Source organism: Streptomyces sp. NPDC017202 (genome assembly GCF_044331705.1).
In the GTDB taxonomy this organism is placed as follows: Bacteria; Actinomycetota; Actinomycetes; order Streptomycetales; family Streptomycetaceae; genus Streptomyces.
In genome coordinates, this window is the sequence record NZ_JBIRNP010000008.1 from 40,376 (window position 1) to 60,451 (window position 20,076).

Sequence of the window (20,076 nt, forward strand, 5' to 3'; positions counted from 1 at the left end):
GGCCGTGCCCGACTACTCGGCAGGTGCCTGCCGGCTGTGGTCCCTGACGGACTTCTCGATGGTGTGCGCGCACGTGGTGAACATCTCGACCTGTTCAGGGGTCAGATCGCGTACGGAGATCTGCTCCAGGGTGCGCCACATGTCGGCGATGGGTTCCTGCAGGGCGCGGCCGGCATCGGTGAGGTGGACCACCATGACCCGCCGGTCGTGGGGAGCGGGCTCCCGGGTGAGCAGTCCGGCCTCCTGCATGCGGCGCAGTGACTTGGAGACGGTGGAGTGGTCGAGGCCGACCCGCTCCAGCAGTTCCGTCTGTGTCTGGCCGTCGCGGTCGAAGAGCTGCATCAGCAGCAGTTCCTGTCCCGGGTGCAGGTTCAGGGCGCGCAGCATGGCGGCGGCGTGGCCGCGGTGGGCGCGGGCGAGCTGGAAGACGGCGTAGCTCAATCGACCGTCGCGCGCGGCGTCCGGTAGCTCCGACCGGGTGGTGTCGGACATTGCTGCTCCCTCATCACAAGAGTGGGGTGATCGGTCAGTCGACGGTGAGGACGATCTTGCCGCGGTTGTGGCCGCCGTCGCTCGCCTGCTGCGCCTTGGCGGCTTCCGCCAGCGGGTGGACGGCGCTGATCGTGGTCACCAGTGTGCCGTCGGCGGCCTGCCGGGCCAGTTCGGCCAGCCGCGCGGCGGAGCGGCGCTGCGGGCCCTCGGCGAAGACGACGCCGAGTTCACGGGCGCGGAAGTCGGCGGTGGTGACGATCCGGTCGGTGCCGCCGCGCAAGGTGATGGAGTCCTCCAGTGCGCCCTTGCCCGCGGCGTCGAAGACGGCGTCCACTCCGTCGGGGGCGAGCTCGCGGACGCGCTGGACCAGGTTGTCCCCGTAGACCAGCGCGGTCGCGCCGAGCGAGGTGACGTACTCCTGGTTGGCCGGTCCGGCGGTGCCGATGACGCGGGCGCCGCGGGCGACGGCGAGCTGGACGGCGATGGTGCCCAGCGCGCCGGACGCTCCGTGGATCAGCAGCGTCTCACCCGGGGCGACGCCGAGCAGGTCCAGCACGCGCTCGGCACCGTCGCTCGCCACGGGCAGGGCGGCGGCGTGTGTCCAGTCCAGGCCGGCCGGCTTGGGCGCGAGGACGGCCGCGGACGCCAGGGCGTACTGGGCGTAGGAGCCGGTGTCGGACCAGCCCAGAACCTCGTCCCCCACCTTCAGGTGGTGGACGTCCTCGCCGACGGCGTCGACCACACCGGCGATCTCCCCGCCGGGCACGGCGGGCAGCGTGGTGGGGAAGATGGCTTCCATGACGCCGGAGCGGATCTTGCCGTCCACCGGGTTGACGCCGACGGCCCGTACCCGCACCCGGACCTGGCCGGGGCCGGGCCGGGGAATGTCGATCTCCGCCTCGTGCAGGACCTCGGTACCGCCGAACGCGTCGAAAACAATGGCCTTCATGACGGGGGTCTCCTCAAGTGGGTTCGTCGCGCCGCCCACTTCCGTGGCCAGCCACATAAAAGTAACACCAATTGTGTGGCTAGCCAAGTAATTGCTCGGCGGTGGCCCTCGCGGGTGCCGTCGCTCGCGAGAGGTCGGGGTACCGGGCCGTGCGCGCGGCATGCCGGAACAGCCCCGGACCTCGCGAGGTGCCGCGACCTGCCGGCGCACCCTGGAGGCCGCCACCGAGGAGTGCGCCCGGCACGGCATCGCCGGGGCGCGCGTCGAACGCATCGCGACGGCAGCACGCACCGTCAGAGGCGACGCATCCCCCTCGTGACCGCCACCACCCCCCTGGTGAGACTCACACAATGCCGCCCGAGCTCCGGCCAGGACCGGAACCCAGGTCTCACGCCGGCACTTCGACCGCTCCCCCCTGCGGGGTGCGCGGGTCGGGTGCCCTCGCCCGGATGGGCAGGTCCAGGTCGAGGCGGCTGTTCCTGTCCGGACCTCGATCGGGTCTTCCGGCTCCCGGTCATGCCGCACCCGCGCTCCCTCGCCCCAGCCGGTCGGATCACCACGACGCGGCGAGGCGGAACCGGAGCGAAGAACCGCGCCTGGTCACCCGGCAGCAGCCAGGCGACGCCGAAGCTCCTCTTCCGAGACATCTTCCACGTGGGTCAGAAACACCCACATGTGGCCCGAAGGGTCCTTGAGGATGACGGTGCGGTCACCGTGGAACATGTTTTTCGGCGGCTGGAGGATCTCCGCGCCGGCAGCCTCCGCGCGCTCCGCCAGGCTGTCGACGTCCGGCACGAAAACGTGCAGCGTGACGGACGTGCCTCCGCCGAGTGAGGTCGGCGCGGCGAAGGAGCCGGCCTCGGCCTCGTCCACACTGGCGTCGCCCAGCATCAGCGCCGACCGTCCGATGGTGATCTCGGCGTGCAGAATCCCGCCGCCAGGAGCATCGATCCTGAAGCCCTCACGGGCGCCGAAAGCCCGCTGGTAGAAGTCGATCGCCGCGGCAGCGTCGTCCACCATGATGTGCGGAATCACGGCATAGCGGTAACGGTCGGGAATCTCGATGCGGGCTGTGCGCTCGGCCATGTCGAACCTCCTCGAAGGACACCGCGGTCGATTCCTGCGGCTCTGGAACGAACCTAGAAGCTCAAGTTTGGTTCAGGTCAAGCGGTGAGCTTCTTCGCCTTCGGCGTTCCTCGAGGTCTGTGGCCTTCGACGGCGAGGCGGTACCGGACCGGGGGCGCGGGGCCGGGATACCGGCGGCGGATCCAGACCGATCACCGAGGTGAGGGGCCCGGCCCGCCGTGAGGCGCCGCCGGGCCCTTCGTCCGTTCCGGGCGGCGTGGCCTTGCGCCTTGCCGTGGTGCCCGTCTCTCAACTGGTCGTCGGAGTATCGGCTTCGGCCTGCCGGGCGCGCCCCTGCGCGCGTCCGCCGGTGGAGTCCCGGTGGAGTCAACGCGTAGAGCCTCCACCGATCCCGGAGCGGTTCAGGTCCCCCTGTCCCGGCCCGAGGGCACCACGACGGGGGGACGCTCAGGAGCCGACGACGCCGCGGACGTTGTCCGGCGTGCCGCAGCCCGCCTTCAGTCGACGCTCACGCTCCGCCAGGAAGGCCTCCCCCAGCTCCTCCCGACGCTCCATGGCGACGTTCTCGCGTGCGCCGTTGAGGATCGTCCGCTCTTCCTCGTCGGCGTGGTGGGTGACCGCCTCCACCAGTGCTTCCAGCTTCTCGTCCCACTCCTCGGAGCCGACCTCCTCGACCTCCAGGAGTTCGAGGAGCGCCTTGTTGCCCTCCTCGTGCTCCTCCTCGCCGTGCTCGACCTCGTCGTCGTCGATCTTCTTGTAGCGCTTGAGGGCGGGATACACCTCCGTCTCCTCGGCCAGCGCGTGCGCGATCAGCAGATCGGCGAACTCGCGCAGGGCGGCGGCCCGGTCGGCTTCGACGCTGCGCATCAGGCGGAAGAGGTCCTCCATCCGGCGGTGGTCCCGGAGGATGAGTTCGACGACGTCTCGTGTCTCGGCCATGGAACAGGCTTCTCTTTCGTGCGAGGGAACCTTGCCGGAACCGACTACCCCCGCCCGACGACTTCAGTGTTCCCGGCACCGCGGCGGGGCGCGGGAACGGCGGACGGCCCCGCCCCGAGCCGGCAGGACCAGCCCGGCGGGCGTCGGCACTGTCGTGGTGCGGCAGCCGGATCGCCCGGACCGTCTCCCGGCCGAGCCGGGGACCAGCCGAGCCGGGAACCAGCCGGCCCGGGGACCGGCCGGCTACTGCGGCCTGGTCGCGATCTGGATCAGGTTCCCGCAGGTGTCGTCGAAGACGGCGGTGGTGACGGGGCCCATCTCCAGGGGCTCCTGGGTGAAGAGGACGCCGAGGTCGCGCAGGCGCTCGTACTCCGCCGTCACGTCGTCGACGGCGAACTGGGCGAGCGGGATGCCGTCACCGACGAGCGCGTCGCGGTAGGGCTTGACGGCCGGATGACCGGCGGGCTCCAGGAGCAGCTCGGTGCCGTCCTGCTCGTCGGGCGAGACGACGGTCAGCCACCGGGCGTTCCCGCCCAACGGGACGTCGTACTTCTTCACGAAGCCGAGGACCTCGGTGTAGAAGCGCTCGGCCTCGGCCTGGTCGTCGACGAAGACGCTGGTGAGATGGATCTTCATGGGGTGCTCTCCCGCGGTCCGGAGGGGTCGGGCACGAGCCAGCGCTCGGCGATCTGCCGCAGCGGCGTCGTGTTCAGGTCGTGGAACTTGTAGCGGCCCTCCCGCCTGGTCCCGACGAGCCCGGCGGCCTCCAGCACGGCGAGATGCTGGGACACGCCCTGGCGTGAGATGCCCAGTCGGTGCTTCATGGTCAGTCGCGAGCAGATCTCGAACAGGGTCTGCCCGGACTTCTCCGTGAGCTCGTCGAGGATGGCGCGCCGGGTGGGGTCGGCCAGAGCTTTGAAAACGTCGTCGGCCACGCCTCCAGCATAGGCAAGCAAATACTTGCCTATCAAGCCGCCACTCCGGCGTCGGCACCCCGGTCCGGTCGACGCCTCCCCACGGGTGCGGCGCGGACCGAGTTTCCGCACCCACTTGACCGCGACTAAACTTAACCGGTTTCGCTCGAATGGTTGTCGTGCGTCGAGTCTCCTTCTAGCCTCTCTCACGACCGCCGAACGAAAGAGTGCCCCTGCCGCCCTTTCCACCCCGACCACGGGAAACGGGCAGGGGTCCGCGGCGGTCGTCCGACGTCCCGCCGCCCGGTGCGAGCCGCACACCGGTTCCGGGCGGCGGGATTCCCGGCAGGCGCGCGGCACCCCTTTTCCGGACCGGAGCACACCCGGGCTCGGCGAGCACACGTGTCCGCGCCCGTGACGACTTTGGGAGCAGCAATGAGAAGAGGACTGGCCACCGCGGCGGGAGCGCTGCTGGCCGTCGCGGCCTCGCTACTGACCGCCCCGACCCCGGCACAGGCGGAGACGCGGGCGGCACCGGGGTTCCACGTCGGCGACGGCCGCCTGCTGGACGCGAACGGTGACGACTTCGTCCTGCGCGGCGTGAACCACGCGCACGCCTGGTACCCCACCCGGACGCCCCAGGCCCTGAAGGACATCAAGGCGCTGGGCGCCAACTCGGTGCGCGTGGTCCTCGCCACGGGGGACCGCTGGACCAGGACCACCGCCGCCGACGTCGCCGCGATCATCACCGAGTGCAAGCGGGACCGCCTGATCTGCGTCCTGGAGGCGCACGACACCACCGGCTACGGCGAGCAGGCCGGGGCGGCCTCCCTCGCCCGCGCCGTGGACTACTGGATCGGCATCCAGGACGTGCTGCGGGGGCAGGAGAAGTACGTCGTCCTGAACCTCGGGAACGAGCCGTACGGCAATTCCGGCTACGGGGCGTGGACCTCGGACACGCAGAACGCGATCACGCGCATGCGTGCCGCCGGCTTCGGCCACACCCTCATGGTCGACGCGCCCAACTGGGGCCAGGACTGGTCCTTCACCATGCGGGACAACGCCGGAAAGGTTTTCGCGGCCGACCCCGAACGCAACACCGTCTTCTCGATCCACATGTACGGCGTCTTCGACACCGCCGCCGAGGTGAACGACTACCTGAACCGGTTCACTTCACAGAAGCTGCCTGTCGTGGTGGGCGAATTCGGCAACGACCACTCGGACGGCAACCCGGACGAGGACGCCATCCTGGCCGCCGCCCAGCGACTCGGCGTCGGCTACCTGGGCTGGTCCTGGAGCGGCAACGGCGGCGGCGTCGAGTACCTCGACATGGCCACCGGCTTCGACGCCTCCCGGCTCACCGGCTGGGGCCGCCGCGTCTTCGACGGCACCGACGGCATCAGGCGGACCGCCCGCGAGGCCGGCGTCTTCGGCTCCGTCCCGGACGACGGTTCCACCGGGGGAAGCTGCGCGGTCGGCTACCGGCTCAGCGACTGGGGCAGCTCGTTCAACGCGGACGTGACCGTACGCAACACCGGCACCACGGCCGTCAAGGGCTGGCGGCTCGACTTCGCCTTCCCCGGCGAGCAGAGGATCGGCCACGCCTGGAACGCCCGGGCGACCCAGCAGGGGCGCCAGGTGCGGGCCACCCACGAGTCCTGGACGGAGACGATCCCGGCCGGCGGCACGGTGAGCTTCGGCTTCACCGGCTCCTCCACCGCGGGAACCAACGGCGTTCCCGCGTCGTTCGCCCTCAACGGCAGCACCTGCACCACGAGTTGACGGCCTCGGGCCGACAGGCGCAGGGTCGCGTCCCCCGGTGGAGCGGCCCTGCGCGCGTTCGCCGGACTACCCGCCCGCCCTGGGCGCCCGGGCGGTGGAGCCCCGTGGTGTCAGCGTGGGCGTCGGCGCCTGGTGCGGACCGGTCCGCGTCCCGTTGATCACGTCGAACAGGACCCGTGCCACCTCCGCTCCGAAATGGTGCACGTCGTGGCTCATCGCCGACAGCGTCGGGTGGGTGATGCGGCACAGCTGGGAGTCGTCCCAGGCGACCAGCGACAGCTCGTCGGGGACGGTGAAGCCCATCTCGGCGGCGACGCCCGCGCCCGCGACCGCCATGATGTCGTTGTCGTAGACGATGGCGGTGGGCCGGTCGGCGGCGAGCAGCAGCGAGCGGGTGGCGCGGGCGCCCTCCTTCTCCTCGAAGCCCGTGGCGATCTGCCGGGCCTCCTCCAGCCCGAGTTCGCGCATGGTGGCCGCGAACGCCCGCGTGCGGATGGCGCTGTGGCCGAGGTCGGCCGGGCCGCCGACGCGGGCGATCCGGCGGTGGCCGAGCGCCGCCAGGTAGCGGACGGCCTCGCCGACCGCGGAGGCGTCGTCGGTCCACACCGCCGGGAACGGACCGGTGAGGGAGGGGTGGCCGACGGCCACGGCCGGCAGCCCGATCCCCTTGAGGGCGGGCAGCCGGGGATCGTCCTCGCGGAGGTCCACCAGGATCGCCCCGGCGATCATCCGGCCGCCCCACCACGCCTTGTGGACGGCGACCTCCTCGTCGAGGTCGCGCACCAGCCGCAGCAGCAGCGAGCACGACCGCTCCGCCAGGACGCTCTCGATGCCGGAGATGAACTCCATGTAGAACGGTTCGAGGCCGAGCAGCCGGGCGGGCCGGCACAGCGCGAGCCCGACGACGTCCACCCGCTGGTTGGACAGGTTGCGCGCGGTGGCGCTGGGGGCCCAGCCCAGTTCCCGGGCCGCCTCGAAGATCCGCTCGCGGGTGGCCGCGGAGACTCCGGGTTTGTGGTTGAACGCCAGCGACACCGCGCCCTTGGACACCCCGGCCCGGGCGGCGACGTCCTTGATGGTGACGCGGTCCGTCGAGCTGTTCACGTCACGTCCACGCAGTGCAGGGCGGCCCGGACGTCCTGTACGTCGACGCGGCCGCAGCCGGTGACCCGGATCCGCACGTGTTCGCCGGGCAGCAGGGTCTCAAGGCCCCGGTCGCCGACGGCGGCCGGGCCGAGCCGGTCGGCCTGGAGCAGGAGGTCTCGGACGAGGGTACGGGCGCTCACCACGACGTCGACTCTATCCCGCTGTCCGGGAACGGGTTCCACGCCGACGTCGTAGACGGGCCGCGGGTAGGCGAAGTCCTTGTCGGCGACGGGGAAGTGCAGGGCGCGCAGTCCTCCCCCGCCCTCGGCCTCGCCCGGGCGGGGGGACGACCCCGCGTCGGCGACCAGGAACTCCTTCGCCGACCGCGCGTCCGGGACGAGGTCGCGGGGCACCGGGAGCCGGACGACCGAGCGGGGCCCGACGGTCACGTCGAGGACGTCCTCGTGGATCAGGGTTCCGTCCGCCCGCCACCGGCGCAGCGTCACCGCCGTCGGCCAGGGCTCGGCGGCCTGGTTGACCGCGGCGAGCACCGGGCCGTCGGTGCCGGGCTGCAGGGTCAGGAGCCGGTCGGCGTAGACCCGGCGCAGCTCGTGGTAGAGGGGCTTGGGGCGGCCGTCGCTGTCGACGGCGGCCCAGGAGGTGACGGGCCAGCAGTCGTTGAGCTGCCAGACGATCGTGCCCGCGCAGACGGGCCAGTGCGAGCGCCAGTACTCGATGCCGGCCGCGACCGCCCGGGCCTGCACGAGCTGGGTCAGGTAGTGCCAGCGGTCGAAGTCGCCCTCGGGCAGCGGGAAGTGGCGGGCGACGCCGCGGTCGAGCTTGCCGTTGCCGTCCTCGGCCTTCTGGTGGTGGAGCATGCCCGGCGAGTCGGGGGCGAGCCGCTCACCGGGCAGGGCACGCCGCAGGGTGGCCTGCGCGGGCGGCGCCTGCCAGCCGAACTCCGCCACGAACCGGGGGACGCTCGCCCGGTACTCGGCGTAGTCCTGACGGTTCCACACCTCCCAGGAGTGGTGGGTGCCGTGGGCGGGGTCGTTGGGGTGGTGGTCCCAGGAGCCGGACCAGGGGCTGCCGGCGGTGTAGGGGCGGGTCGGGTCGAGTTCGGCCACGACGCGGGGCAGCAGGCCGAGGTAGTAGCCCTCGCCCCAGGAGTCGCCGGCGAGCACGTCCTCCCAGCCCCAGTCGCGAAAGCCCCACAGGTTCTCGTTGTTGCCGTTCCACAGGACCAGGGAGGGGTGCGGCATGAGCCGGACAACGTTGTCGCGCGCCTCCGCCTCCACCTCGCCGCGCAGCGGCTGTTCCTCCGGGTAGGCGGAGCAGGCGAAGAGGAAGTCCTGCCAGACCATCAGTCCCAGCTCGTCGCAGGCGTCGTAGAAGGCGTCGTCCTCGTAGATGCCGCCGCCCCAGACCCGCACCAGGTCGACGTTGGCCTCGGCGGCCTGGGTGAGCCGGGTCCGGTAGCGCTCCGGGGTGATCCGGGAGGGGAAGGCGTCATCGGGGATCCAGTTGACGCCGCGGGCGAAGATCCGCACGCCGTTGACGACGAGGGTGAAGCCGGTGCCGTGCTCGTCGGCCGAGCGGTCGAGCGCGACCGTGCGGAAGCCGAGCCGGCGGTGCCAGGTGTCCAGCGGAGCGCCCTCGTCGTCGCTCAGGGCGAGGTGGAGGTCGTACAGGGGCTGTTCGCCGTATCCGCGGGGCCACCACAGGCGCGCATCGGGCACCTCCAGGTGCAGTACCGCCTCGTCGCCGGTCAGGACGGCCTCGGCGCGGGCGCCGGCCAGCCGGGCCTCGGCGCGCAGGGTGCGCCCCCGCCCCCGCGCGGTGCGCTCGACCTCCAGCCGCACCTCCACCCGGCCGGTGCCCTCGTCGACGGTGACGAGCGGGCGCACGCCGGCGATGCGGGCGGTGGACCAGTGCTCGAGTCGCACGGGCCGCCAGATGCCGGCGGTCACCAGGGTGGGTCCCCAGTCCCAGCCGAAGCTGCAGGCCATCTTGCGGATGTACTGCGACGGCTCCGGGTAGACGTTGGGCCGCTCCCCGGTGACGGCGCGGACGGCCGCGGCCTCGTCGTAGGCGGAGGCGAAACGGATCTCCAGTAGCCCGGTGCGGCCGGTGACGTCGAACCGGTGACGGCGGTGCATGTTGCGGGTCGTGCCGACCGGGCGGCCGCCGAGGGTGAGGTGTGCGGCCGTGTCGAGGCCGTCGAGGACCAGGTCGGTGCGCTCGTGCGCGCCGTCGTGGGTGGGATCCGCGAGATCCGCGAGATCACGGACGTAGGTCCAGGCACGACGGCCGACCCAGGCGACCTCCGTCTCGTTGAGTCCGGCGAACGGGTCGGGGATGACGCCGGCGGCCAGCAGGTCGGTGTGGACGCAGCCGGGCACCGTGGCCTCCAGCAGTTCCCGTCCGTGGCGCAGGCTCCAGCCTTCCGTGAGCTGGGTGACGTCCTTCATGGTGCGGCTCCAATCGCCTGACTCGGGCCCCGGTGGAGGGACAACGGCCGACAACCTAACCGGCTGATCAACGGCTGTCCATAAACCGGTCTAGTCTTCCCCGCGATCTCTGCCCGTAACGCATCGCACGTCAACATCGGCCGCACACCACCCACGGTAACGATTGCGTATCGTGCGGGAAATCCTAGCTTTACCGGTTAATCGGCGGCTGCCATAGTGCCCACATCCCACCCGCAGCGCTGAGCCGCAATCCTGAAGGAGCTGGGCACATTGGGGAAGAAGAAGTCGCTCACGGGAGCGTTTCTGGCCGCCACGGTCCTGACCGTCGCCGGCTGCAGTGGCCAGGGCACGGCCTCCGGTGAGGCGGCGGAGGCGCCCGCCGATCCCGCCGACGCCTCCGGCACCATCAAGGTCCTGACGCACCGCACCGACCTCGTCCAGAACGGGACGATGGACGAGTACGCCGCCGAGTTCAACAAGACCTACCCCAAGGTGAAGGTGAAGTTCGAGGCCCTCACCGACTACGAGGGCGAGGTCAAGATCCGGATGAACACCGAGGACTACGGTGACGTCCTGATGATCCCGGCCGCCATCGCCAAGAACGACTACCCGAAGTTCTTCGCCCCACTGGGCAGCAGCGCGGAGCTGGGCGCCAAGTACCGCTTCGGCGACCGGGCCGACGTCGGCGGCAAGACCTACGGCATCACCACCTTCGGCACCGCGAACGGGTTCCTCTACAACAAGGCCGTGTGGAAGAAGGCGGGCGTCACCGCCTGGCCCACCACACCGCGGGAGTTCGTCGACGCCCTGAAGGCGATCAGGTCGAGAACGGACGCGGTGCCGTACTACACGAACTTCAAGGACGGCTGGCCGCTGACCGCGTGGAGCAACGACATCGGCTCGGTCACCTGTGACGCCCGGGCCAACGACAAGCTGGCCGGCGCGGTGTCGCCCTGGAAGAAGGGCGGCGAGCTGCACACGATCGACTCGCTCCTCCACGACATCGTCGAGTCCGGTCTGTCGGAGAAGGACCCCAGCACCACCAACTGGGAGGCGTCCAAGGGCATGATCGCCAAGGGCGAGATCGCCACCATGCAGCTGGGCTCCTGGGCCATCACCCAGATGCGTGACGCCGCCCGGCAGGCCGGCACCGACCCGGACGACATCGGCTTCATGCCCTTCCCCGCGCAGAAGGACGGCACGTACTGCGCCGTGCTCGGCTCCGACTACCAGCAGGCGGTCAACGCCCACTCCGAGCACAAGGCCGCCGCACGGGCCTGGATCGACTGGTTCGCGGAGAAGTCCGGCTTCGCGGCGAAGGAGGGCGCCGTCTCCGCGCTGAAGTCCGCCGCGATGCCGAGCACGCTCCAGGACTTCGTTGACAACGATGTCACCTTCCTGGAGCGCTCCGAGGCGAAGACCGGCGAGGTGAACGCGATCGACAACGCGGCCGAGATCGGCCTCAACAAGCCGGACTACCGGCAGAAGCTGGTCGACATCGCCCGCGGCGCGCAGAAGGGCGACCTGGAGGACTTCTTCGCCGACCTCGACAAGCGGTGGAACGAGGCGGCCGGCACCGTCGGCTCCTGACCCCGGCCGGCCCCTCCCCCCACCGCAACCGGCCCCGCCCGGACCGACGGACGGGGCCGGCCGCCCGCCGCAGACCAGCGGACGACGAAAGGCCCGACATGCCCGAGACGACCGAGACGGCACCCGCGAAAGTGCCGCGCGCCGCCACCCCGCACCCCGGCAGGCCACGCCGCCCGTCGCCCCGCGGCGGCCCCCCGCTGCTGCGCCACCTCACCCCGTGGTTCTTCCTCGCCGCCCCGCTGGCCCTGCTGATCACGTTCACCTACGTGCCCGTGGGCAACATGATCTTCTACAGCTTCACCGACTGGGACGGCGTCAGCCCGGACCGCGACTTCACGGGCTTCGACAACTACCGTCAGATCTTCACCCGGCCCGAACTGTTCCGGGTGTTCTTCGTCAGCTTCTACTACCTCGCGGCCTCCGCCGTGCAGATCGTGATCGCCCTGTACTTCGCGACCGTCCTCAGCTTCGACCTGCGCCTGCGGAACCTCTTCAAGGGCATCCTGTTCTTCCCCTACCTGGTCAACGGCGTGGCCATCGGCTTCGTCTTCCTCTACTTCTTCCAGGACGGCGGCACGCTGGACTCGGTGCTGTCCTTCTTCGGCGCCGGCTCCGACCACGCGTGGCTCGGCGACCCCGCCTCGGCGAACACCTCGCTGGCCGGGGTGTCCGTCTGGCGCTTCACCGGGCTCAACTTCGTGCTGTTCCTGGGCGCGATCCAGTCGATCCCGGCCGAACTGTACGAGGCGGCCCAGCTGGACGGGGCCTCCCGGTGGCAGCAGTTCCGCCACATCATCGCCCCGGGCATCCGACCGGTCGTCAGCCTCAGCGTCATCCTGGCCGTCTCGGGGTCGCTGTCCGTCTTCGAGATCCCGTACATCATGACCGGCGGCGCGACCGGCACCTCGACCTTCGTCATCCAGACGGTCAAGCTCGCCTTCCAGTTCAACAAGACGGGCCTGGCGTCCGCCGCCGCCGTCGTCCTGCTCCTGATCATCCTGCTGGTCACCTGGATCCAGCGCCGCCTCGTGCCCGACGAGAAGGTGGACCTCGTATGACCGCTTCGCCGCCCGCCGCACGCCGTCGCCGGATCGCTCCGGCGCTGACCTACCTGTCGCTGGTCGTCGCCTCCCTGATCGTGCTGGTCCCGCTCGTCGTCGTCTTCCTGACCTCGCTGAAGACGTCGAAGGAGGTCGCCGACGGCGGTGCCCTGACGCTGCCGCGCGACTGGCTCAACTTCGGCAACTACGCCACGGCCTTCACCGACGGCCACATGCTGTCCGCCTTCGCGAACACCGCGTTCATCCTGCTCTTCTCGATCACCGGAACGGTCCTCATCGGATCGATGACGGCCTACGCCGTCGACCGCTTCGCCTTCCGCGCCAAGAAGCCGGTCATGGCCCTGTTCCTGATCGCGACCCTGGTGCCCGGGGTCACCACCCAGGTCGCCACCTTCCAGGTGGTCAACAGCTTCGGCCTGTTCAACAGCCTGTGGGCGCCGGTCCTGCTCTACATGGGGACGGACATCGTCTCGGTCTACGTCTTCCTGCAGTTCATCCGGGGCATCCCGGTCTCCCTCGACGAGGCCGCGCGCCTGGACGGGGCGAACTCCCTCACCATCTACTGGAAGATCATCCTGCCGCTGCTCAAACCGGCGATCGCCACGGTCGTGATCATCAAGGGGATCACCGTCTACAACGACTTCTACATCCCCTTCCTCTACATGCCGTCGGAGGACCTGGGCACCATCTCCACCGCGCTGTTCCGCTTCAAGGGCCCCTTCGGCGCGCACTGGGAGAACATCTCGGCCGGCACGATCCTGGTCATCGTCCCGACCCTGCTCGTGTTCCTCTTCCTCCAGCGCTACATCTACAACGGGTTCTCGCAGGGGGCGACCAAGTGACCCCCGGCTCCGCGGACGGCGGCCGCGGAGCCGGGGTACCGCTCCGCCCGCCGGGTCGCACGGGACGACGCCCCTCGGTCACCCGCTCAGGCGGACGGACCGGGGGGCCGGGGCCGTTCCGGACGGGCCGCGTGGCCCCGAGCGGGTGGGCTCGCCCGTACGCGTGCCGCGCGGGGACCGCGCCCGAGAGCCTCGGTGGTGACGCAGCCGCGCCTTCCCCTGACCCGGAGGAAGCGTCCTGGCATGCGACGTCACCCCTCCCGCCGGCTGTCACGGTCGACCTGCCCGCGCGGAAGGCCACGCTCGTCCTCCCGCTCCACACCGACAGCGCGTACGAGGGCCGGGAACCGTCCCCGCCGATCGCCCGGGCCGTCACCGGGATCGTCACTCCCGACGACGTCCACGACCGCCCCGTCCCGCCGCGCTGGGACGACGGTATGCACCGGATCGGCTGGGACGACGGTATGCACCGGATCGGCTGGGACGACGGTGTTCACCGGATCGTGGGAAGAACACCCCTCGGCCAATCCGCTCTCCGCCGGGCTCCGGATTACGCGCGTACGCGGCGTCCGTGACCGGCCGGGAGGGAGTGGCGATGGCAGGCGCACCACGGGGGAGGCGCGGCGGCAGGCGTCCGCGGCGGGAGCCGGCCGCGGGCACCGTGCCGCGGCCGGCACTGCGGCAGCCCCGGTCGACGCTCGCCGTGTCGGCCGCCGTCCGCCCGCACGGCATCCGCCCGCACCCGCGCGGGCTGCCCGTCCCGCCGCGCGCCGACCGCCACGAGACACCGGAGGACACGGCATGAGGACAACCGAGACCCGACCCGCCGCCTCGGCCCGGACCACCGCCGCGGCCGTCGACCCGGCCCGCTGGCCCGACGTGGCACGGCCACCGAAGGCCTCCGCCGGGCGGACCGCGATCACCGCGGCCGTCCTGCGCCGGTCCCTGGAACGAGTGCCGTTGCGGGTCAGGTTCGCCGACGGCAGTTGGGTCGGCAGGGGTGGACCGGTCCTGGAGGTCCACGACGCGCAGGCGTTCCACGGCCGGATCGGGAGCCGGGGGGCCGTCGGTTTCGGCGAGTCGTACATGGCGGGCGAGTGGGACGCCGCCGACCTGGTCGCCGTGCTCACCGTGCTCGCCGGCACCACGGACCGGCTGGTCCCGGCCCCGCTCCGGCCGCTGCGCGCGCTGTGGGCGCCGCGCCGGCCGGCCTCCGAGCGCAACACCCCCGACGGCGTCCGGAACACCACCGGCCGCCACCACGACCTGCCGAACGACCTGTTCGCGCTGTTCCTCGACGACACGCTCACCTGCTCGGCGGCGCTGTTCCGCGGCTTTCCCGCGACCTGGGACCTGCTGGCCGCCGCGCAGCACCGCAAGATCGACCGGCTCCTGGACCTGGCGGGGGTCGAGGAGGGCACCCGGGTGCTGGAGATCGGCACCGGCTGGGGCGAGCTGGCGATCCGCGCCGCGGCGCGCGGCGCGCGGGTCACCTCGATCACGCTCTCCGGCGAGCGGCGCGACCTCGCCCTGCGGCGGATCGCGGCGGCCGGCCTCGGCGACCGGGTCTCGGTCGAGCTGCGGGACCACCGCGAGGCGCGCGGCACGTACGACGCCGTGGTGAGCGTCGAGACGATCGAGGCCGTGGGCGCGGAGTTCCGGCCGCACTGCTTCCGCACGCTGGAGGCGCGGCTGGCGCCCGGCGGCCGGGCCGTCGTCCAGGCCGTCACCATGTCACACCGGCGAACGCCCGCCACCAGGGACGCCTTCGGCTGGATCCAGAACTACGTCCTTACCGGCGGGTTGCCACCCTCGGTGGAGGCGGTCGCCGCGACCGTCCGCGACCACACCCGGCTGCGCGTCGCCCGCCGCGACACCCTGGGAGCGCACTACGCCGAGACCCTGCGGCTGTGGCGCGGGCGCTTCGCCGACCGCGCGGACGAGGTCGAAGCCCTCGGCTTCGACGAGACGTTCCGCCGGATGTGGACCTTCTACCTGGCCTGCTGCGAGGTCGGCTTCCGCTCCGGCCGGCTGGACGTACAGCAGTACCTGTTCACCAAGGAGAACCACGCCCGATGACCACCACCTCCCGGTCCGGCGCCGCCGGGCGCATCGCCGACCTCGCCGAGACAATGACCGGCGGTCCTCTTCCGGTGCGGCTGCGCACCTGGGACGGCGCCGAGGCCGGCCCGCCCGGCGGACCCGTCGTCGTCGTACGGTCGCGGCGCGCCCTGCGCCGGCTGCTGTGGGAGCCCGGCGAACTGGGCCTGGCGCAGGCGCCGAAGTGACGTGCGAAGACGGACCGGGCCCGCCGGTGCCGGCGGGATCCGGTCCGTTCGGGTCCGGTCAGGCGGTGAACGCCATCACGGCGACCGGATCGGAGGTGGGCCGCGGCGAACCGCCCTCGGGTTCCACGGTGATGCCCATTCCGGACGCGCCGTCCAGGGCTCCGGCCATGACGACGGCCTGGTCGGTGCGATCGGGGTCCATCAGACCGGCGGACCGCATGGTGCCGTGGTCGTCGAACCAGAGCTGGTAGACCTTCCCGGAGGGCGGCCGGTCCATCCCGGAGGCGAGGAAGACGGCCTTGTCCCGGCTGCCGGAGACGACAACGGTGCCGGTGGCGCCGTCGGCCAGGCGCGCGGTGCTGCTCCTGGCGTCCGGGGCCGTCAGGACGGCGGCGATCTCGTCGACGCCGCGTTCGGCCCGGCGGGCCTCCTCCCGGGCGTCGTCGGCACGTTGGTGCTGCCACACGGTCGCGCCGCCCAGTCCGGCGGCGGCCGCGACGCAGACGGCCAGCGCCCACCGCGACATCGTCCGCATGCGGCGGGCGGCACCGACCGGGCGCACGGGCACGGGGCCGCCGGGGCTGTCCTGCCGGACGGTGGTGATGCGGCGCAGGACCTGCTCGCGCAGTGCCGGGCCGGGCGTGGCGGACGTCGCCAGTCCGAGGCGGGCGGCGGTGGCGGACAGCTCCGCGGTCTCCTCCACGCACAGCTCGCAGTCCTCGAGGTGCCGCTCGAAGTCCTCGCGTTCGTCCGGGGGAAGTGCGTGCAGGGCATAGGCACCTGTCATGCGGTGCAGATCGGCGGTCGTCACGCGCTCACCCCCAGGCAGTCGCGCATCCGGATGAGTCCGTCGCGCAGTCGGGTCTTGACCGTGCCGAGCGGAAGCGTGAGCGCCTCCGCCACCTCGCGGTACGTCAGGCCGCGGTAGTACGCGAGCGTGACGGCCTGCCGCTGGATGCCGGTCAGGGTGCGCAGACAGCGCCGCACCTGCTCCCGCTCCAGCCGTGCCTCGACCTGTTCGGTCACCTCGTCGTACTCGGGTGTCCGGTCCAGCAGCGCCGCCTTGTGATCGCGGACGGCCGCGGCCTCCACGGAGCGGACCCGGTCGACGGCCCGGCGGTGCGCCAGCGTCAGGATCCAGTTGATGGCGGTGCCGCGCTCGGCCCGGTAGCGCGGTGCCGTGCGCCACACCTCCACCAGGACCTCCTGGGCCACCTCCTCCGACTGGGCCTGGTCGCGCAGGACGGCACGGGCGACCCCGAGGACCGACCCCACCACGGCGTCGTAGACCATGGCGAACGCCTTCTCGTCGCCGAGAGCCACCTGGCCCAGCAGTTCCTGCAGGTCCGGCTTGGCCGAGGGGTTCGTGCCGATGTAGACGGCTTCTTTCACAAAGGTCCTCCGAGGTCGGGCTTTTCCGCTGGTAATCCGGTCCCCGGAGGGCGGCGGATTGGTCCCAGTCGTACACCAACCGCGGACGGCCACGGGTGGGGTACGAGGAGGCGGGCAGGAGGACGGCGGCGAGCCCACCGGGCACTCCTCCGGCCGCCACGTCCTCGACATCCTCAGGACCGCAAGGACGACCTGCCGGACGACGACCACCGGCACATGCGCGAGGCCGTCGGCTACGTCCGCCGCCACCTGGCGCAGCGTCCGTCCGGGGACGTTCGCGATACGCGCCGGCGCCACTCGCTCGAGAACCGGGGCCACGACCCGCTCGCGGGCGGGGGCGACGCGTAGGACCGGCGTCGCGCGACGGGCGGCCCGGCGCCATGGAGGACGAGCTCCGTGGAGGACCGGCGTCGCGCGGCCGGCCGTCACGTCCTAGGGCCTCTCGTCTGGATCAGGCCGGATCAGGGAGCGGGGCCTGGTGCCGTTCATCGCAAGGCGAAGGAGGGCGCCATGGCGGAGCCATGGCAACCGACGACAACGCCGCGAGGGACGGCACCAGGCCCCGCGAGCCCGGCATGATCCAGACGAGAGGCCCTAGTCGTCGCCGCCGCTCGTCGTGGTGCGCTTCTTCCCCGAGGCGCTGCTCAGCAGTTCGCCCGCGGTGAGCGTCACCGTCGCCACGACGCGGACCCAACGGGGCCCGCCGCGGGCCGCCCACACCACACAGACGCACCCTCCGACGGCGAGCGCCAGGACGCCCAGCAGCACCACGACGGCCATGTTCCCCACCCCTGCCTCGTTCCTGCGGTCCGGTGATCATCCCAGGCCGAGGAACGGTCCCTCAAGGGAATGCCGCGCCTTCCCGCGCCCGCGGCACGACCCGCGAGGCCGGATCGGCGCACCGGTACCGCCTTTCTCCACCCCCCTGCAACCTTTCGCGCCCTATGTCCTGAATACGGGGACGAGAGGGAGCGGCGCCGGGCTCAGCGACCCGGCGGCCCACCGTCTTCCCGGCCGGAAAGGAAACGCCATGAGGCTTAGCGACGAGCTTCCCGTCGATCACAAGCTCGCCACGGTCTACCGCTACGGAGCCGCGTTCTGCGGCGTGGTCCTGCTCGTCTTCGGCGTACTGGGCTTCGCGAACCAGCTCGCGCCGTTCAACACCGACGGCGAGAGCCTCGCCGGGCTGACCACCAACGGCGTCCTCAGCCTCGTCTCCGTCGTCGTCGGTCTCGCCCTCGTCGCGGGCGGCGTCATCGGCGGCAACTTCGCCTCCACGCTCAACATGACCGTGGGCACTCTCTTCCTGCTCAGCGGCTTCGTCCACATCTTCATCCTGGACCGGCCCGCCAACGTCCTCGACTTCGGCATGACCAACGTGATGTTCAGCTTCATCATGGGCCTGGTCATCCTGACCTTCGGCATGTACGGCCGCGTCTCCAGCAAGCTGTCCCACGACAACCCCTACTGGCGCCGCCGCCACCCGCGCGAGGCGGCCCGGGAGTCCCTCGCACGCCGGCGGGCGGTCACCGCCGCCGCAAGCCTTCCCGGGGGCCATGCCGACGCCGCGGCGGGCCCCGTCCTGACCGGCCGTGTCAGCCATGCCGAGTGACACCCCGCCCCGGGCCGCCCGGCGGCGCCTGCCGCCGGGCGGCCGTGGAGCGGTGGAGCACCGCTGCGCGCCCGGCCGTCACGGCGACCGGGCGCGCACCGCCCTGCCGCCGGGTTCCCGCTTCGACGGCGAGCGGTTACCGCGACACGCGGGCGGGCACCGCCGCGCGCACGGTGGTGCCCGGCCGGGACGCCGACTCCTCCCCCAGGGCTGCCGACGGCACGGGGACAGCGACTGTCCGCCGACGCCGCGGCGCCGCGACACCGGCAGACCGCCGGCACCGAGCACTTACCGGCCGAACCCCCCGAGGGAAGCGGTCATGACCATCACCCCACCGACGGCGACCCCCATGCGACGCCTCACCGTCTTCCTCCCCTATGATCCGCACGCCCCGCGTACCGCGCGCCGCTACACCACCAGGTGGCTCGCCGCCGAAGCCGGGGGGACGCCCCGCGCCTCGGACGCGGTGCTCATCGTCTCCGAACTGGTCACCAACGCCGTCCACCACGCGCGCGGCCCGTGCGTGCTGACCCTCACCATGCGGGGAACGCTGCTGGACATCGGCGTCGCCGACGAGAGCGAGGACCTCCCCGAGCGGCAGAGCGTGCCCGGGGAGCGGGGCGGCTTCGGGCTGACGCTCGTCGCGCTCCTCGGTGACACCGTCACGGTCGTCCCCGCCCTGGGCGGCAAGACCGTGCACGTGACGCTCGACACGGATGCGGCTACTCCTTGACGAAGGCCAGCAGGTCGGGGTTGAGGACGTCGGGGTGCGTGGTCAGCATGCCGTGCGGCAGCCCTTCGTAGCTCTTGAGCCGGCCGTGCTGCAGGAGTTCGACCGACAGGGGTGCCGAGTCGTCGTACGGCACGATCTGGTCGTCGGTGCCGTGGGCGACGAGGACCGGGACGTCGATCCGCTTGAGGTCCTCGGTGAAGTCCGTCTCCGAGAAGGCCTTGATGCACTCGTAGTGGGCGTTGGCCGCGCCCTGCATGCCCTGCCGCCACCAGTTGTCGACGACGCCCTGCGACACCTGTGCGCCGGGCCGGTTGAAGCCGTAGAACGGACCGGACGGCACGTCGCGGTAGAACTGCGCGCGGTTGGCGACGAGGGCGGCGCGGAAGCCGTCGAAGACCTCCATCGGCAGCCCCCCGGGATTGTCCGGTGTCCGCAGCATGATCGGGGGCACGGCGCCGACGAGGACGGCCTTGGCCACCTTGCCGGGCTCGGCGCGCGCGACGTAGCGGGCGACCTCGCCGCCACCGGTGGAGTGGCCGATGTGGACGGCTCTCCGGAGGTCGAGGGCGTCGATCAGGGCTGCGACGTCGGCGGCATAGGTGTCCATCTCGTGGCCGGTCGGGCTCTGGGACGAGCGGCCGTGGCCCCGCCGGTCGTGGGCGATCACGCGATATCCCTCGTTGAGGAAGAACATCATCTGACCGTCCCAGTCGTCGGCGCTGAGCGGCCAGCCGTGGTGGAAGACGATCGGCTGGGCGTCGCGCGGACCCCAGTCCTTGTAGAAGATGCTGGTGCCGTCGTTCGTGGTGATCGTGCCCATGGCAGATCCTTCCCACTTG

At 71.7% G+C, this 20,076-nt stretch carries 20 protein-coding genes and 3 pseudogenes; 11 read left to right on the plus strand and 12 right to left on the minus strand.

Going from position 1 to position 20,076, the window contains the following annotated elements; all coding sequences use genetic code 11:
* Positions 1-12 precede the first annotated feature (12 nt).
* Both ACH4N1_RS17445 and ACH4N1_RS17450 read right to left on the minus strand, forming a co-directional pair.
* Entirely contained in the window at positions 13-492 is a 480-nt protein-coding gene (locus ACH4N1_RS17445; RefSeq protein ID WP_398097985.1) for a MarR family winged helix-turn-helix transcriptional regulator, read from the minus strand.
* A gap of 34 nt (positions 493-526) precedes the next feature.
* Complete coding sequence (locus ACH4N1_RS17450) at positions 527-1,441, minus strand: NADP-dependent oxidoreductase (protein WP_398097987.1); 915 nt, start codon at positions 1,439-1,441, stop codon at positions 527-529.
* Positions 1,442-1,601: 160 nt separating this feature from the next.
* Between ACH4N1_RS17450 and ACH4N1_RS17455 the strand changes: the two are divergent.
* Positions 1,602-1,733: pseudogene (locus ACH4N1_RS17455) on the plus strand (TetR/AcrR family transcriptional regulator); the annotation flags it as partial.
* Between the two features lie 308 nt (positions 1,734-2,041).
* Here ACH4N1_RS17455 and ACH4N1_RS17460 read toward each other — a convergent pair.
* The 4 genes from ACH4N1_RS17460 to ACH4N1_RS17475 form a co-directional block, all read right to left on the minus strand.
* Positions 2,042-2,527: a VOC family protein gene (locus ACH4N1_RS17460; protein ID WP_398097988.1), complete on the minus strand. Its 486-nt coding sequence runs from the start codon at positions 2,525-2,527 to the stop codon at positions 2,042-2,044.
* A gap of 447 nt (positions 2,528-2,974) precedes the next feature.
* Positions 2,975-3,466 carry a hemerythrin domain-containing protein gene (locus ACH4N1_RS17465; protein WP_398097990.1) on the minus strand — a complete coding sequence of 164 codons (492 nt, stop codon included), beginning with the start codon at positions 3,464-3,466 and terminating at the stop codon, positions 2,975-2,977.
* A gap of 243 nt (positions 3,467-3,709) precedes the next feature.
* Positions 3,710-4,102: a VOC family protein gene (locus ACH4N1_RS17470; RefSeq protein WP_398097991.1), complete on the minus strand. Its 393-nt coding sequence runs from the start codon at positions 4,100-4,102 to the stop codon at positions 3,710-3,712.
* Positions 4,099-4,401 carry an ArsR/SmtB family transcription factor gene (locus tag ACH4N1_RS17475; RefSeq protein WP_398097993.1) on the minus strand — a complete coding sequence of 101 codons (303 nt, stop codon included), beginning with the start codon at positions 4,399-4,401 and terminating at the stop codon, positions 4,099-4,101. Before ACH4N1_RS17475 ends, ACH4N1_RS17470 begins: the two co-directional genes overlap by 4 nt.
* 414 nt (positions 4,402-4,815) lie before the next feature.
* Here ACH4N1_RS17475 and ACH4N1_RS17480 point away from each other — a divergent pair, with 414 nt between their 5' ends.
* A complete protein-coding gene (locus tag ACH4N1_RS17480) occupies positions 4,816-6,162 on the plus strand; it encodes a cellulase family glycosylhydrolase (RefSeq protein ID WP_398097995.1) in 1,347 nt (448 codons plus the stop codon).
* A gap of 66 nt (positions 6,163-6,228) precedes the next feature.
* On the opposite strand, the gene ACH4N1_RS17485 is transcribed toward ACH4N1_RS17480, so the two are convergent.
* Positions 6,229-7,266: a LacI family DNA-binding transcriptional regulator gene (locus tag ACH4N1_RS17485; RefSeq protein ID WP_398097996.1), complete on the minus strand. Its 1,038-nt coding sequence runs from the start codon at positions 7,264-7,266 to the stop codon at positions 6,229-6,231.
* A complete protein-coding gene (locus tag ACH4N1_RS17490) occupies positions 7,263-9,719 on the minus strand; it encodes a glycoside hydrolase family 2 protein (protein ID WP_398097998.1) in 2,457 nt (818 codons plus the stop codon). Before ACH4N1_RS17490 ends, ACH4N1_RS17485 begins: the two co-directional genes overlap by 4 nt.
* Positions 9,720-9,989: 270 nt before the next feature.
* On the opposite strand from ACH4N1_RS17490, the gene ACH4N1_RS17495 reads away from it, so the two are divergent.
* From ACH4N1_RS17495 to ACH4N1_RS17520, 6 genes and pseudogenes are all read left to right on the plus strand, one after another.
* The gene (locus ACH4N1_RS17495; RefSeq protein WP_398097999.1) at positions 9,990-11,309 is read left to right on the plus strand and encodes an ABC transporter substrate-binding protein; all 1,320 of its coding nucleotides are present in this window, start codon (positions 9,990-9,992) and stop codon (positions 11,307-11,309) included.
* Between the two features lie 98 nt (positions 11,310-11,407).
* Positions 11,408-12,367 carry a carbohydrate ABC transporter permease gene (locus ACH4N1_RS17500; RefSeq protein ID WP_398098001.1) on the plus strand — a complete coding sequence of 320 codons (960 nt, stop codon included), beginning with the start codon at positions 11,408-11,410 and terminating at the stop codon, positions 12,365-12,367.
* Positions 12,364-13,212 (plus strand): carbohydrate ABC transporter permease, encoded by an 849-nt coding sequence (locus tag ACH4N1_RS17505; RefSeq protein WP_398098003.1) that lies wholly within the window; start codon positions 12,364-12,366, stop codon positions 13,210-13,212. The genes ACH4N1_RS17500 and ACH4N1_RS17505 overlap by 4 nt, the downstream gene beginning before the upstream one ends.
* 595 nt (positions 13,213-13,807) lie before the next feature.
* Positions 13,808-14,017, plus strand: a complete 210-nt coding sequence (locus ACH4N1_RS17510) for a hypothetical protein (protein WP_398098005.1) — start codon at positions 13,808-13,810, stop codon at positions 14,015-14,017.
* Positions 14,014-15,291: a class I SAM-dependent methyltransferase gene (locus ACH4N1_RS17515; protein WP_398098007.1), complete on the plus strand. Its 1,278-nt coding sequence runs from the start codon at positions 14,014-14,016 to the stop codon at positions 15,289-15,291. Before ACH4N1_RS17510 ends, ACH4N1_RS17515 begins: the two co-directional genes overlap by 4 nt.
* A pseudogene (locus ACH4N1_RS17520) lies at positions 15,288-15,491 on the plus strand (SAM-dependent methyltransferase); the annotation flags it as partial. The gene ACH4N1_RS17515 and the pseudogene ACH4N1_RS17520, both read left to right, overlap by 4 nt.
* Before the next feature lie 67 nt (positions 15,492-15,558).
* On the opposite strand, the gene ACH4N1_RS17525 reads toward ACH4N1_RS17520, so the two are convergent.
* Both ACH4N1_RS17525 and ACH4N1_RS17530 read right to left on the minus strand, forming a co-directional pair.
* Positions 15,559-16,311, minus strand: a complete 753-nt coding sequence (locus ACH4N1_RS17525; RefSeq protein ID WP_398098008.1) for an anti-sigma factor domain-containing protein — start codon at positions 16,309-16,311, stop codon at positions 15,559-15,561.
* Positions 16,308-16,892, minus strand: a complete 585-nt coding sequence (locus ACH4N1_RS17530) for a sigma-70 family RNA polymerase sigma factor (protein ID WP_398098009.1) — start codon at positions 16,890-16,892, stop codon at positions 16,308-16,310. Before ACH4N1_RS17530 ends, ACH4N1_RS17525 begins: the two co-directional genes overlap by 4 nt.
* Positions 16,893-17,001: 109 nt before the next feature.
* Between ACH4N1_RS17530 and ACH4N1_RS17535 the strand changes: the two are divergent.
* Positions 17,002-17,240 (plus strand): annotated as a pseudogene (locus ACH4N1_RS17535) (DUF3140 domain-containing protein); the annotation flags it as partial.
* A gap of 246 nt (positions 17,241-17,486) precedes the next feature.
* Here the strand turns inward: ACH4N1_RS17535 and ACH4N1_RS17540 are convergent.
* Positions 17,487-17,672 (minus strand): hypothetical protein, encoded by a 186-nt coding sequence (locus ACH4N1_RS17540; protein WP_398098011.1) that lies wholly within the window; start codon positions 17,670-17,672, stop codon positions 17,487-17,489.
* A gap of 250 nt (positions 17,673-17,922) precedes the next feature.
* Between ACH4N1_RS17540 and ACH4N1_RS17545 the strand changes: the two genes are divergently transcribed.
* Together ACH4N1_RS17545 and ACH4N1_RS17550 are read left to right on the plus strand one after the other, a co-directional pair.
* The gene (locus ACH4N1_RS17545) at positions 17,923-18,504 is read left to right on the plus strand and encodes a DUF4383 domain-containing protein (RefSeq protein WP_398098012.1); all 582 of its coding nucleotides are present in this window, start codon (positions 17,923-17,925) and stop codon (positions 18,502-18,504) included.
* A gap of 319 nt (positions 18,505-18,823) precedes the next feature.
* Positions 18,824-19,237, plus strand: coding sequence for an ATP-binding protein (locus ACH4N1_RS17550; RefSeq protein ID WP_398098014.1), 414 nt, complete (start codon positions 18,824-18,826; stop codon positions 19,235-19,237).
* Here ACH4N1_RS17550 and ACH4N1_RS17555 read toward each other — a convergent pair.
* A complete protein-coding gene (locus ACH4N1_RS17555) occupies positions 19,227-20,057 on the minus strand; it encodes an alpha/beta fold hydrolase (RefSeq protein WP_398098015.1) in 831 nt (276 codons plus the stop codon). The genes ACH4N1_RS17550 and ACH4N1_RS17555 overlap by 11 nt on opposite strands.
* Between the last annotated feature and the right edge of the window lie 19 nt (positions 20,058-20,076).

What these genes read in the sequence shown, in the direction of transcription:
- ACH4N1_RS17445 (WP_398097985.1), bottom strand. Translation starts at nt 492, where the DNA reads ATGTCCGACACCACCCGGTCGGAGCTACCGGACGCCGCGCGCGACGGT.
- ACH4N1_RS17450 (WP_398097987.1), bottom strand. Translation starts at nt 1,441, where the DNA reads ATGAAGGCCATTGTTTTCGACGCGTTCGGCGGTACCGAGGTCCTGCAC.
- ACH4N1_RS17460 (WP_398097988.1), bottom strand. Translation starts at nt 2,527, where the DNA reads ATGGCCGAGCGCACAGCCCGCATCGAGATTCCCGACCGTTACCGCTAT.
- ACH4N1_RS17465 (WP_398097990.1), bottom strand. Translation starts at nt 3,466, where the DNA reads ATGGCCGAGACACGAGACGTCGTCGAACTCATCCTCCGGGACCACCGC.
- ACH4N1_RS17470 (WP_398097991.1), bottom strand. Translation starts at nt 4,102, where the DNA reads ATGAAGATCCATCTCACCAGCGTCTTCGTCGACGACCAGGCCGAGGCC.
- ACH4N1_RS17480 (WP_398097995.1), top strand. Translation starts at nt 4,816, where the DNA reads ATGAGAAGAGGACTGGCCACCGCGGCGGGAGCGCTGCTGGCCGTCGCG.
- ACH4N1_RS17490 (WP_398097998.1), bottom strand. Translation starts at nt 9,719, where the DNA reads ATGAAGGACGTCACCCAGCTCACGGAAGGCTGGAGCCTGCGCCACGGA.
- ACH4N1_RS17500 (WP_398098001.1), top strand. Translation starts at nt 11,408, where the DNA reads ATGCCCGAGACGACCGAGACGGCACCCGCGAAAGTGCCGCGCGCCGCC.
- ACH4N1_RS17505 (WP_398098003.1), top strand. Translation starts at nt 12,364, where the DNA reads ATGACCGCTTCGCCGCCCGCCGCACGCCGTCGCCGGATCGCTCCGGCG.
- ACH4N1_RS17510 (WP_398098005.1), top strand. Translation starts at nt 13,808, where the DNA reads ATGGCAGGCGCACCACGGGGGAGGCGCGGCGGCAGGCGTCCGCGGCGG.
- ACH4N1_RS17515 (WP_398098007.1), top strand. Translation starts at nt 14,014, where the DNA reads ATGAGGACAACCGAGACCCGACCCGCCGCCTCGGCCCGGACCACCGCC.
- ACH4N1_RS17540 (WP_398098011.1), bottom strand. Translation starts at nt 17,672, where the DNA reads ATGGCCGTCGTGGTGCTGCTGGGCGTCCTGGCGCTCGCCGTCGGAGGG.
- ACH4N1_RS17545 (WP_398098012.1), top strand. Translation starts at nt 17,923, where the DNA reads ATGAGGCTTAGCGACGAGCTTCCCGTCGATCACAAGCTCGCCACGGTC.
- ACH4N1_RS17550 (WP_398098014.1), top strand. Translation starts at nt 18,824, where the DNA reads ATGACCATCACCCCACCGACGGCGACCCCCATGCGACGCCTCACCGTC.
- ACH4N1_RS17555 (WP_398098015.1), bottom strand. Translation starts at nt 20,057, where the DNA reads ATGGGCACGATCACCACGAACGACGGCACCAGCATCTTCTACAAGGAC.